Origin of the sequence: Haloferax marisrubri (assembly GCF_001469875.2) — an archaeon.
Lineage (GTDB): Archaea > Halobacteriota > Halobacteria > Halobacteriales > Haloferacaceae > Haloferax > Haloferax marisrubri.
This window is the reverse complement of sequence record NZ_LOPW02000018.1, coordinates 149462-162407: the sequence shown is the minus strand read 5'-3', so window position 1 is coordinate 162407 and position 12946 is coordinate 149462. Positions and strand designations below refer to the sequence as shown.

At 64.9% G+C, this 12946-nt stretch carries 9 protein-coding genes; 2 read left to right on the top strand and 7 right to left on the bottom strand.

Going from position 1 to position 12946, the window contains the following annotated elements:
• Window positions 1–6: 6 nt before the first annotated feature.
• The 4 genes from AUR65_RS15635 to AUR65_RS15620 all read right to left on the bottom strand — a co-directional run bounded on the left by AUR65_RS15635 (window position 7) and on the right by AUR65_RS15620 (window position 6397).
• The gene (locus tag AUR65_RS15635) at window positions 7–2532 is read right to left on the bottom strand and encodes a dipeptide ABC transporter ATP-binding protein (RefSeq protein WP_058567773.1); all 2526 of its coding nucleotides are present in this window, start codon (window positions 2530–2532) and stop codon (window positions 7–9) included.
• 180 nt (window positions 2533–2712) lie between these two features.
• Window positions 2713–3693 (bottom strand): ABC transporter permease, encoded by a 981-nt coding sequence (locus tag AUR65_RS15630; protein WP_199180621.1) that lies wholly within the window; start codon window positions 3691–3693, stop codon window positions 2713–2715.
• A complete protein-coding gene (locus AUR65_RS15625) occupies window positions 3686–4693 on the bottom strand; it encodes an ABC transporter permease (RefSeq protein WP_058567772.1) in 1008 nt (335 codons plus the stop codon). Before AUR65_RS15625 ends, AUR65_RS15630 begins: the two co-directional genes overlap by 8 nt.
• A 60-nt stretch (window positions 4694–4753) precedes the next feature.
• The gene (locus AUR65_RS15620) at window positions 4754–6397 is read right to left on the bottom strand and encodes an ABC transporter substrate-binding protein (protein WP_058567819.1); all 1644 of its coding nucleotides are present in this window, start codon (window positions 6395–6397) and stop codon (window positions 4754–4756) included.
• A 161-nt stretch (window positions 6398–6558) separates the two neighbouring features.
• On the opposite strand from AUR65_RS15620, the gene AUR65_RS15615 reads away from it, so the two are divergent.
• A complete protein-coding gene (locus AUR65_RS15615) occupies window positions 6559–7263 on the top strand; it encodes a creatininase family protein (protein WP_058567818.1) in 705 nt (234 codons plus the stop codon).
• Between the two features lie 73 nt (window positions 7264–7336).
• Here AUR65_RS15615 and AUR65_RS15610 read toward each other — a convergent pair whose 3' ends face one another.
• On the bottom strand, window positions 7337–8749 hold the full coding sequence (locus AUR65_RS15610; protein ID WP_058567771.1) for an amidohydrolase: 1413 nt from the start codon (window positions 8747–8749) through the stop codon (window positions 7337–7339).
• A 363-nt stretch (window positions 8750–9112) separates the two neighbouring features.
• Here AUR65_RS15610 and AUR65_RS15605 point away from each other — a divergent pair, with 363 nt between their 5' ends.
• Entirely contained in the window at window positions 9113–9877 is a 765-nt protein-coding gene (locus AUR65_RS15605; protein ID WP_058567770.1) for an IclR family transcriptional regulator, read from the top strand.
• Window positions 9878–10007: 130 nt separating this feature from the next.
• Here the strand turns inward: AUR65_RS15605 and AUR65_RS15600 are convergent, their stop codons facing one another.
• A complete protein-coding gene (locus AUR65_RS15600; protein ID WP_058567769.1) occupies window positions 10008–11957 on the bottom strand; it encodes an archaea-specific SMC-related protein in 1950 nt (649 codons plus the stop codon).
• Window positions 11958–12036: 79 nt separating this feature from the next.
• On the bottom strand, window positions 12037–12660 hold the full coding sequence (rdfA, locus tag AUR65_RS15595) for a rod-determining factor RdfA (RefSeq protein ID WP_058567768.1): 624 nt from the start codon (window positions 12658–12660) through the stop codon (window positions 12037–12039).
• Window positions 12661–12946: the final 286 nt, after the last annotated feature.

Here is a 12946-nt window from a genome sequence, read left to right as displayed (position 1 = left end):
GCTTTTTCAGGAGTAGTGGTGGCAGCTGACGATACGGTCGAGTTCGTCGGGCGACTCCAGCGCCGGTACTTCGGAGGTGCAGACGCTCGGCTCGACGAACGTCTCCGTCAGGAGCGACGCGGCGTCGCGCCACGCGCCGTCGGCCGCGAGTGAGAGCGCGCGCTCCACGGTCGTGCCGGCGTCGCCGGCGGGGAGGCCGTCGGGGAAGTAGGTCGCCCGCGCGTCGTCAGCGGCCGCGTCCGGGGACTCGCGCTGGACGGCTCTGACGAACCGGCGCACGCGGTCCCATTCCTCGTCGCCGAGGTCGAGTTCCGCCGGGGCGACGAGGCTCGGACACCGGGTGTGGAACCGACAGCCGCTCGGCGGGTGAATCGGCGACGGCACGTCGCCGGACAGCGGAACGGTCTCGCGGGACACCCGCGGGTCGGGAACCGGAATCGACGAGAGTAGCGCCCGCGTGTAGGGGTGCTTCGGCGACTCGAACAGGTCGTCCTTGTCGGCGAGTTCGACCAGTTCGCCGAGGTACATCACGGCCACGCGGTCGCAGACGTGCCGGATGACGCTCAGGTCGTGGCTGATGAAGAGGTACGTCAGGCCGAACTCCTCCTGAAGCGCTTTCATCGTGTTGAGCACCTGCGCCTGCACCGACGCGTCGAGCGCCGAGGTCGGCTCGTCGCAGACGATGAAGTCGGGGTCGACCGAGAGCGCCCGCGCGAGGTTGACCCGCTGGCGCTGGCCGCCGGAGAACTGGTGCGGGTAGCGGTTGTAGTGGTCGGCGTCGAGGCCGACCGTCTCCAGCAGTTCGCGCGCCCGCCCCTCGCGGTTGCCCTCGTAGAGCCCGTGGGCCTGCATCGGCTCCTCGACGATTTCGCCGACGGTCATCCGCGGGTCGAGCGACGCCTGCGGGTCCTGAAAGACGAACTGCATGCGCTTGCGGCGCTTCCGAAGCTCCTCTTTCGACAGTTCGGCGAGGTTCTCCCCGTCGAAGACGATGTCCCCGGAGGTCGGGTCGACCAACCGGAGGAGCGTCCGCGCGAGCGTGGACTTCCCGCACCCGGACTCGCCGACGAGACCGAGGGTCTCGCCGGGCAGGATGTCGAACGAGACGCCGTCGACCGCGCGGACGTGCTCGCGCTCGACCGAGAAGGGGAGCGGTCCCGCGTCGCGGTCGAACCGGAGGCGGTCGAGGAAGCCGTCGCTCGCGTCGAAGTACTTCCGCAGGTCGCGCACGCTGAGGAGCGGGTCGGCGTTGGGGTCGAACGTAGACCCGGTGACGGCAGCGTCGGTGTCACCTGCGGAGGCGGAAGCCGGCTCCGACTCCGACTCAGCGGCGGTCGAAGCCGACTCCGATTCGGCGTCGTCGAGCGGTGCACTCTCCCAGTAGCCCGCCTCGGCGAACGCGTCGTTGCGCAGGCACGCCGCCCGGTGCGGCGCGGCGGCGACTTCGGTGAGGGCCGTTCCATCAGCGGTGTTGGAGGCGGTGGTTGGACCGTCGTCAGCGGAGGCAGCGACGCTCGCGCTCGCGTCGCGGGAGTCCTTGTCCCCGCCGTCGACGCGCCGAGCGTCGGGGTGGGACTGGAGGCACGCCTCGCGAGCGTGCGGACACCGCGTGTGGAAGCGACAGCCCTGCGGCGGGTTGATGGCTTCCGGCATGATACCCTCGATGGGCGACAGGCCGTCCACGTCGCGGTCGGGGCGCGGAATCGACCCGAGGAGCGCCTCGGTGTAGGGGTGTTTCGTGTCGTGAAAGAGGTCGTCGACCGTCGCCTGCTCGACGATTTCGCCGAGGTACATCACGGCCACGCGGTCGCATATCTCGGCGACGACGCCCATGTCGTGGGTGACCCAGACGAACGACGTGTCGTAGCGCGCCGCGAGGTCCTTCACGAGGTCGAGAATCTGCGCCTCGACGGTCACGTCGAGGGCGGTGGTTGGCTCGTCGGCGATGACGAGGCTCGGTTCGCACGCGAACGCCATCGCGATGAGGACGCGCTGGCGCATCCCGCCGGAGAACTCGTGCGGGTAGTCGTCCATCCGGCGTTCGGCCTCGGGAATGCCGACCTCGCGGAGGCGCTCGACGGCGATATCCTTGGCTTCGGCCGCCGACACGTCGCGGTTGAGCCCGATAATCTCGCTCAACTGCTCGCCGACGGTGAACACCGGGTTGAGGCTCTCCGTAGGGTCCTGAAATATCATCGCGATTTCGCGGCCCCGGATGCGCTCGCGAATCTCGCGGCTCGACAGCATCTCGGGGTCCTGTCGGGGCTCGCCGTCGAGGTCGTCGCCGCGCTCGACGCCGACGAGCAGGTCGTCTTCGAAGCGGACCTCGCCGTTGACGATGACCCCCGGCGCGTCGATGAGGCGCATGAGGCTGCGCGCCGCGACGCTCTTTCCGGCGCCGCTCTCGCCGACTAACCCGAGCACTTCGCCGCGCTGTACCTCGAACGAGATGCCGTCGACGGCCCGGACGGTTCCCGCGTCGGTGCGGAAGTGGGTGTGCAGGTCGCGGACGGTGAGTAGCGTATCAGACATTGGTCGTGGAGTCGTGGGGGGCGTCGGTGCGTGAGATGGGTGCCTCTGCAGAACCGCGAGAGCGAGTTCCGACGCCGCCCCGAGTAGGGAGCGATAGTTCGGCGGGCGAGCAACTGGCGGGGGCCGGGCGACTCCCGGCCCCGCGGCGAACGGTCGGTGAGACGTGTCGTCCGTTCATCGTCAGTCGTTCGACCGCGGGTCGATTGCGTCGCGCAGGCCGTCGCCCAGCAGGTTGAAGCCGATGACCGTCGCGAGAATCGCGAGGCCCGGCCAGATGCTGAACCACGGGTTGACGATCATGTACTGCCGCGAGTGGGCGAGCATCTGCCCCCACGACGGCGTCGGGGGTTGGACCCCGAACCCGAGGAACGACAGCGACGCGACGATGAGGATGTTCACGCCGACCTGCAGCGTCGATTGGACGAGCACCGGCGCGAAACTGTTCGGGATGATGTGGCGGAAGATGATGTGGCGGTCGCGCACGCCGGCGGCCTTCGCGGCCTCGACGTACTCCATCTCCCGGACGCTCAGCACCTGCGAGCGAATCAGGCGCGTGAACACCGGAATCGTCGTGATGGAGACGCCGACGATGGCGATGCCGAGTTCCTTACCGAACGCGGACATGATGGCGATGACGAGGATGAGGAACGGAATCGCGTACAGCGATTCGACGAACCGCTGGAGCACGTCGTCAACCCACCCACCGTAGTAGCCGGAGACCGCACCGACGAGCGTCCCGATGGTCATCCCGATGCCCGTCGCGATGAGCCCCACCTGGACAGCGATGCGGGTGCCGTAGACCAGCCTGACGAGTACGTCGCGGCCGCGGTGGTCCGTCCCGAGTGGGTGTGCCCACGTTCCCGTCCCGAAGCTGTTTTCGATACCGACCGGTGGGAGCAGGATTGTGCTCCCGGCCGGGTCGTTCTCCGGGTGGTACCAGAACGTCGCTGCGAACTGGTAGTCGAGCAGGTCGGCGTCGATAGTCGTCAACAGTGCGACGAGCGTCACGAGCCCGATGACGTAGAGGCCGACGCGCGACGCCGAGTTGCGCTTCAGCTGTCGAAGCACCTGCGAGGTGCGCGAGACGGCGGAGCGCTCGTCGGCGTCCGCGACGCCGCCCGTGCGAGCCGAGTCGCCGACGGCAGCCGTCGAATCACTCACCGGCACCACCCCCGTAGGAGATGCGCGGGTCGATGACCGCGTACAGCACGTCCACGACGAGCACGCCGAGGACGAACACGATGGCGAAGAATATCGTCGTGCCCATGATAAGTTGGTAGTCCTGCGCCCGGACCGCGGTGATGATGAGGTTCCCCATCCCGTTGATGTTGAAGACCGTCTCGGTCAGCACCGCGCCGCCGAGGGCGGTCGTCATCTGGATGCCGATGACGGTGAGCACCGGCAGTTGCGCGTTCTTGAACGCCTGCCGCCGGAGAATCGTCCGCTCGGAGACGCCGTAGGCGCGGGCGAGCTGAACGTAGTCCTTGTTGAGCACTTCGAGCATCGACGACCGCTCGATGCGCGTGATAGCCGCCATCTGAAGCGTCCCCAGCGTGATAGAGGGGAGTATCAGATGCGACGCGGCAGTCGTGAGCACATCCAGTCTCGACGTCGCGCCGTCGACCGACGCGGGGTCGGCCCACGGCATGACGAGCCCGCTCGGCGGCAGGAGGTCGCCGTAGTACGCGAACACGATGATGAGCAGCAGGCCGACCCAGAAGCTCGGCGTGCTGACGCCGATGAGCGACGTGACGCGGGCGAGGTGGTCGTAGCCGTTGTTACGGTTCTTGGCGGCGAAGATGCCCAGCGGAATCGCAGAGCCGATGGCGAGCGTGAAACTCGACGCGAGGAGCAGCAGCGTCACCGGAAGCCGCTCCAGAATCTTCTCCGTCACCGCGACTCCACCGTAGTGGATGCTCGTCCCGAAGTCGCCCGTCGCGACCGCCGCGAGGTACCGGACGTACCGGACGTACAGCGGTTGGTCGAGGCCGTACTTCGCGCGGGCGGCCTCGATGGCCGCCGCGTCGGCGGCCGGCCCGACGAGGATGCGAACCGGGTCGCCGGGTATCGAGTTGATGAGGACGAACGTGACCGTAACGACGAACAGCAAGACCGGAACGATTTGGAGTAATCGCCGTCCGATGTAACCGGTTGTCGTCATGAGTGGAGTGGATGGGGAGTGAGCATATAACGTTTGGTAACTGTTACCGACAGAACAACGTCATCTGTCGACGGAGACGTTGTTGTAGCCGGTGAGGAGCCGCGGGTTCTGTGGCGAGACCGGGTGGACTTGGAACTCGCTGACGGCGGACTTCACGCCGTAGGAGTTCTTGTAGTTGAACGCCGGGAGGTGAACTTTGTCCTCCAGAAGCGTCGAGATGGCGGACTGGTAGAGCTGTTGGCGCTCGTCGCGGTCGGTCGACTCGCGCGCGCCCTTAATCTGCTCCATGACCTCGTCGTTCTTGTAGTAGACGCCCTGGTTCACGCCCTCAGACTCCTCGTGGAACAGGTTGAACATGAAGTCGTCCGGGTCGGGGTAGCGGACCCACCCGAGGACGTAGATGTTGTAGTCCGAGGCGTTGCCGGTGTACGCGCGGCTGAGCATCGCGCCCCAGTCGAGCCGTTCGACGTGGGCCTCGTAGCCGGCCTCTTTGATGCCGTTGGCGATAGAGAGGCCGATGTTCTCGCGGTTGTCGTCCGGCGGGACGATAATCTTCGCGTCCCAGTCGGCGGGGACGCCCGCCTCCTCGAACAGCGCCGTCGCCTGCTCGATGTCTTTGTCGTTCGGAATCTCCATCCACTCTTCGAGCGGCATGTCCCACTCTTCGACCATTGGGCCCGGGAGCGGACCGTACTGGCGGAGTCCAGCCGGGTCGATGTAGCGGTCGACCGCGTCGTCCATCGAAAAACTGTAGTCGATGGCCTCGCGGACGCGTTTGTCGGCGGTCGGCCCCTCGTTGCAGTTGAACGCGACGTAGAAGTACCCGACGCTCTCTACCTCGGAGATGCTCGTGTCGTCAGTGCTCTCGACGGTGTCCCAGAGCCGCGGCGGAATCGTCTCGATGACATCCACGTCACCCGTCCGGAGGTTGGTGACGCGCGTGGTCGACTCCGTGATGGGCGTGAACTCGACGCCCGCGACATTGGGCAGTTCGTCGCCCCAGTAGTCGTCCCAGCGTTCGAGCGTGACGTAGTTGCTCTCTTCCCACTCGACGAACCGGAACGGCCCCGAGCCGATGGGCTGTTCGGTGCTGAACGCCTCTTTGTCCTCCTCGCGGACGGCCTCCGGCACGACCTGATGGGTGAGGACGTGCTGGAACATCGCGTAGGGGTTCGAGAGGTCGAACTGAACGGTCGTCTCGTCGATTGCCTCGACGGTATCGATGACGCTGAAGATACCCAAGAGGGGCGTCTCCTCCTCTATCGGCGCACGGAACGAGTAGGCCACGTCCTCAGCGGTGACCGGGTCGCCGTTGTGGAACATCGCGTTATCGACGATTTCGACGATGTAGCGGGTGTTGTCCCGCTCGATGGTCGGCATGCTCGTCGCGAGGTTCGGGACCACGTCCGTCCCCTCGCCGTAGGTGTACAGCTGACTGAACACCCGGTTCGCGACGAGTGCGTCGGGGTTCGAAAGCTGGGTTATCGGGTCGAATCGGACGGGGTTCAGCGACTGTCCGATGTTTATCGTCGCGTCGGAGCTCCCGGAAGACGTCTCCGTGCCGCCGCTCGTGGTCGTTCCGCCGCCGCCGTCGCCCTCAGTGGTCGTTTCGGAACCAGAGTCAGACGTACAACCGGCGAGTAAGACAGGTATCGACGCACCCGTCGCTTTCAGTATGTTTCTACGTGAGACACTCTCTCTCATCATTGACGCCGAATCATTTCGGCATCACCGACTTAACCGTTTGCATACTATGCATTTGTTTCCGCTTGTCCGCACAGACTGCCGGATAGTAAATTATTATATACGACAACTGTGCGTATCTCCCTATGGACTCAACGGAGTCACAGTCACTCCTAGCGGAGATGACGTGGCAGGAAGCCGAAACCGCGTTCGACGAGGCGGACTTCGTCGTGCTCCCCTGCGGGGCAACCGAACAGCACTCAACGCACCTCCCGACGTCGGTCGACTCCATCCGGGCGGAGAACCTGACCGCAGAGCTCGCCGCGGCCGCTCCGGAACACGACCTGAATCTCCTCGTTCTCCCGGTTCTCCCGTACGGCTACTCGGAACACCACCTCAACTACGCGGGGACGATATCGCTCGGGGCCGACGCCTACCAGGAGATAATCATCGACGTGGGCCGGTCGGTCCAGCGCCACGGTGCGACCCGGTTTCTCGTCGCCAACTTCCACGGCGGCAACATCGAACCGCACAAACTCGCCCTCGACCGACTCCAGCGCGACCACGGTCTCGACTCGTACTACGCCCACTGGACCGATTTCGCCCGCGACCAGTTAGAAGAGCGGTTCGGCACCGAGTGGGGTCACGCCGGCGAGTACGAGACGAGCGTCATCGAACACTACCGGCCCGAACTCGTCCGCGGCGACCGCAAGACGCCGCAGACGAAGAAGAACCGCTACGAGGTCCGCCAGTACGTCCACTTCGACGACCTGACCGTCGAGGGCGGGCTCGGCGACCCGACGCAGTCTGACCCGGAGTTCCTCGAAGAGGTCATCGAGGCGACGACCGACCGCATCCTGACGCACCTCCAGTCGGAGATCGCGTAACACTTCGACGGCGAACGTACGGGACAGCCAGCGAAACCGCGAACCGAAAACGAGCTTTTACCGAAGAACGTCGCTACAGCGTGAGGTGGAACGGCGGTTCCGTTCCCTCCGGGAGCGCGCACTCGTACTCGCCGGGCACGGACGCCTCGAACTCCTCGCGGGCCGCCGCCACCAACGCGTCGTCCGAAAAGAGGTCGAGCGTCGTCGCCGCGAGGACCTTCGCGGCGTACACGGCCGCCTTCGACCCGAAGCTCCCGTTGGCGGCGACCGCCTGCCACGTGTGCGAGGGCGTCCCCACCGGCCACGACGCCGCCCAGAACTGCGCGGTCGGCGTAATCCAGCTCACGTCCCCGACGTCCGTGGAGCCGTTGAGGACGGTCCCCACGTCGTAGGAGGGCTGGGCGTCCGGATACAGCACCGACGAGCGCGCCGCCTCGCGGCGTTCCTCGGAGAGCTTCGCCGTCCGCGCCTCGATGGTCTCCGCCGAGAGCGTCTCCTGAAGCTCCGCGGCGAACTCGCGGTCCTCGTCGGTGTACGGGATGGGACCGGCGAGTCGCATGTTCTCCAGCAGTGTATCCGACAGCGCGTGGTTCGCCACGTAGTCGTAACAGCCGGTGTGGAACCGCCGGGAGACCGTCGTCTGGGTCATGAGCGCCGCGCCCTCGGCCACGTCGTCGAGCCAGTCGGTGATGCGGTCGACCTCGTCGCGGGTCGGCGCGCGGACGTAGAACCACGCCGTCGCCTCCGCGGGGACGACGTTTGGCGCGCCACCGCCATCGGGGATGGTGTAGTGGATGCGGGCGTCGTCGGAGACGTGCTCGCGCATGAACTCCGACCCGGTGTTCAGCAGTTCGACGGCGTCGAGCGCGCTCCGACCCGACTGCGGGCTGGCGGCGGCGTGGGCCGACTCGCCGTGAAACGTGTACTCGACGGAGTTCATCGCGAGCGTCTGCGCCATGAACGGCGCGCTGAGGTGGCTCGGGTGCCACGTGAGCGCGGCGTCGAGGTCGTCGAACGCCCCGTCGCGGGCCATGAACACCTTGCCGACGAGTATCTCCTCGGCGGGACAGCCGAAGAACGTGACCGTCCCCTCGGCCCGCCCCTCGTCGATGGCGCGTTTCGTGGCGAGGGCGGCCCCGACGCCGGCGACACCGAACAGGTTGTGTCCACAGCCGTGGCCCGGTGCGCCGGCCTCGACGGGTTCCCTGCTCGACGACACCGTCTGCGACAGTCCGGGGAGGGCGTCGTACTCGCCGAGGATGCCGACGTGTGGTTCGCCGTCGCCGTAGGTCGCGCTGAACGCCGTCGGCATCCCACCGATTCCCTCGGTGACGTCGAACCCGGCGTCGCGGAGGACCGACGAGAGCAACTCGGCCGATTCGGTCTCGTGAAGCCCGAGTTCGGGTGTCTCCCAGAGCGACTCGGTGAGCGAGACGAGTTCCGCCTCCAGCGACTCGACCGTCTCGAACGTCTCGTTGTGATTCATTGCGTCTCGTGCGTTTCGACTGGAGAAACGATAATAACACTTCCGGAACGGTGGACGTTCAGGCCCTGAATTCGGGATACGGATTGATATTCACGAGGAACGAATGTAACCGATGGGAGATGTCGAAACCGAGAGAGTGACCGAATCCGGTTGATTCAGGGGTTTACAGCCCTTTCTCTGCCGAATTCGCTCGTCGGTTTCGCCGACTCAGGGGAGGGGAGTCACCCCCCGAATCAGGCGCATACCGTGCGTATCGTTCACAAACAACTCGTTTCGGCGGATTGAGGCAACGTATTCGTCATCTAACAACTGGTATTCGGGAGAGGCGAAAACACTATGTGCGATGGTGACGACCCGCAGGTAATGACCGAAAACGCGAACGACCGCTCGCTCAAAACAACGGTCACAACCCTCAGAATCATCGAATTACTCAGGGAACGCGACGGTGCCGGCGTGACCGAGATCGCCCGCGAACTCGACATCGCACCGAGCACCGCACACACCCACGTGACGACTCTCGAATCCCAGGAATACGTGGTTAAAGAGGGCGAGACCTACCATCTCGGGCTTCGCTTCCTCGGTCTCGGGAACTTCGTCCGAACGCGGAAACGAAAATTCGGGAAAGCCGAACACTACACCAACGTCCTCTCCGAGGAGTCGGAACGGCGCTCGATTTTCACCGTCGAAGAGCACGGACGGGGCGTGTACGTCCACACCGCACCCGGAAAACACGGCGTCTGGACGCAATCGACCGTGGGCAAGCGCGTCTACCTCCACTCGACGGCGAGCGGGAAGGCCATCCTCGCCCACATGCCGGCAGAGCGGGTCCGCGAAATCATCGACCGGGTCGGACTTCCGAAGGAGACGGAACAGACGATTCACGACGAGGAGGCGCTGTTCGACGAACTCGCCGAAATCAGAGAGCGCGGCTACGCGCTAAACGTCGAAGAGCAGATTAGCGGCGTCCGCGCCGTCGGAGCCCCCGTGTTGGGACCTGACGGCGGCGTGTTCGGCGCGCTGAGCGTCGCCGGTCCCTCCAACCGGATGAAAGGCGAGCAGTTCGACCGTCTCACCGAGGTCCTCCTCGGCATCGCCGAGGAACTCGAACTGAGCATCGCGCTCTCCTGAGCGCGCCGCCTCGTCGCCGTCGGGGGCGTTTCGTGACACACCTAATAGTGTAACTCAAAACGAGACGTGCCGTTCGCGACGCGACTCGTCGCGGGTGCGAAAACGAGAAAAACAAACGCCGTCGGCGTCGTTACGCCGGCGAGTAGCGCGGGTAGGAACTGTCGACCGCCTGCGCGTCCTCTTCGAGGAGGGCGACGGCGAGGAAGTCGGCGTAGTCCGCGAAGTAGTCCACGAGCCGCGAGATGCGGTTCGAGTCGATGGCCTCGAGGGAGTCGAGGACCATGAACGGAACCGTCTCGTAGACGTCGTGGATGAGGTAGCCCGCGAGCGCGAACACGAGGCCGGTCACCTCGCGCTCGGACTCAGAGAGGTGGGCGACGGAGTCCTCGTAGCTCACGCCGTCTTCGTTCGTCCGGATGACGTGGAGGTCGAACACCGACTTCTTGACCTTCTTTCGGCCCTCCCGAACCCGCTTTTCCGTGCGCTCGATCCAGATGCGGTCGAGGTTGTCGTACTCGAGCACGTCGAGCACGTCGTCCATGTGGGTGTTGAACTCCTCGACGGCCTCGGATTCGAGGCGCTTGATGCGCGTCCGAAGCTCCGCGAGTTCGTCCTCGATGTCCTCGCGGGCCGCTTCGAGTTCGTCGCGCTCGTCGAGTTTGCGCTCGATGTCCGCGATTTCGTCCTCGACGTCTTCGAGGTCGCTGCGGAGGCGACCGAGGTCGTATTCGAGCTGGTTCGCCTCGCGGTGGAGGTCGAGCAGGTCGCCGTGTTCCTCGCTTTCGAGTTCGTCGACGGTCTGTTCGAGCGAGTCGATTTCGTCTTCGAGGTCCGAGCGGTCGGACTTGAGGTCCTCGATGCGCTCTTGGCGCGTCTCGCGCTCGCTTTCGATTTCGGAGAGGCGGCGCTCGATACGGTCGCGCTCGCGCTGGCGGCGCTCGTAGGTGGACTTCTCGTCTTCGAGTTCGGAGAGCTGCTCGCGGTGTGCGCGGTTGTCCTCGAGTTTCTCCTCGCGGAGCGTCCGGAGGCGTTCGAGCGTGCCCTCGATTTCGGACTTGTCGACCTCGGAGCCGCACGTCCAGCAGACGACCTGGTCGTCGCCGAGCAGTTGGTCGGTGACGCTCCCGCCGGAGTCGTCGGCGTCGCGGAGCGCGTCCACGACGTCCGAGGAGGTGCCCGAGAGCATCTCCTCGTTGAACTGAATCACGGACTGAAGCTCGTTGACGGTGGACTGAATCTGCTGGCGGCGCGTCCGGAGGCGGCTGATTTCGGACTCGATTTCGTCTATCTTGCCGCCGGCGACCTCGGGGAGGTCCTCGGCGTCGTCCTCCAGTTCGTCCTCCTCGGATTCGAGGGCGTCGAGGCTCTGTTTCTCCGTCTCGATGCGGCGGTCCACGTCGTTGATGTCGCGGCGCTTGCTCCGGAGGTCACCGAGTTTGGATTCGAGTTCGCTCTCGACTTCCTGCCGCTCGCTGACGCTGGCGTCGTACTCCTCGACTTCCTGTTCTTTCTCGGCGAGTTCGTCTTCCTTCTCCTCGATTTGGTCTTCGAGTTTCGTCCGCCGGCGTTCGAGTTGCGGCAGGCGGTCCGAGAGGTTGCTGAGCGTCGATAGCTCGTCGGCGATGTCGCGTTTCTCCTGCTGGAGCGACTCGATCTGCTCGTTGATGGATTCGACGTCCACCGGGCGCATGATGAGGTCGCGGAGGTCGTCGCCGCGAGCGACCGCCTGTCGGGCGTCGTTCGTCTCGAGCAGGAAGGCGAACAGGTCCGCGAGGTCCGGGTCGTCGAGGACCGGATTCCCGCCGGAGATGACCGTGTCGCCCTGCCGCTCGAACGTCCGGGTGTACGTCTCGTCGCCGATGGTGAGTTCGACCGACCCCTCGTCGGCGTCGCCCTTGAGCGCCACGTCGTCGCTCCCGTGGGCGGCCATGATGGACCGCAAGAGCGACGTTCGGTTCGTGGCGTTTCGACCCGCCAGGACCGTCACACCCGGCTCGAACGACGTTGACAGGTTGTCGATGCCACCGATGTTCTCGACCGAAAGGTGGACTTTAGATTTTGACACTTGTTCTGAGCTCATACCTTGACTCAACAGGTACATCAATATAAAATCACCCGTTGAATCGAACAGAATGTGACAGTTCTAATTATGTAATTGCTTAGTTCGATGCGCTCTCGTCGCAGTCGCACCCGCCGCGTCGGAGCAGTTCGATGACCTCGTACTGCGTCCCGCAGTCGCGGCAGTACACCTGCGTGTCCACGAGGACGTCGAAGTCGCCGAGTCGGAGTTTACTCGTGTTGCGGAGCGAACTCAGGCTCTGTTCGATGACCGCGACCAGTCGGCCGCGGAGTCGCTGGATGGACTCGATGACGTTGTCGATTCTGTTTCCGGACGAGGAATCCTTCGAGACGCCGCGAATATCGGTCAGGTAGGTGTAGACCGCCTGGTGGGAGACGAAATCTGAGAGCAGTTGGTCGACGTCGACGCCGCGGGACTGGAGCGTGTTCTTCGCCTGAACGCGCATCCCCTCCGTGGTCTCGTCGCCGGTGAGAAGCGTGTACAGGTTCTCGACCTCCCCTTCGAGAACGTCCTCACCCGCCTTTCGGAGCGCGGCGTCGAGGACCTTCTCGTTCATCAGGTCCGCGAGGTCCCGGAGGCTGTCGCTGTCCTCGGGTGCCGTCCACCGGTCGGCGAGTTGCTCGCCGAACCCGTCTAAGTCGTACGTCTCGATGACCCGCTCTACCTTGCTTAGGCGACGGTTCGTGCTTTGGTCGGTACCCATTACCCGCTTTTCACACGGTGGCGTGAAATATCTTCAGGTTCGGAGGCCGATTCACCGCTCCCAGCGAGGCGCGTTCGACCAGATCGACCGCAAGCCATCCGACAATGCCGGACGGTGAGTTTGAGTACGAAGGCGGCTTGGCAGAGAACCGAGCGGTCGGCGGCGGTCAGACTCCGAGATAACTAGACAGTCGCGGCTCGCGGCGAGATGGTCACAAAAATAGAGCATCAATGGGACGTTGTGCTCGGTAGGTAGCCGCACCACGTGTTCATGAGTACCAGTTGGG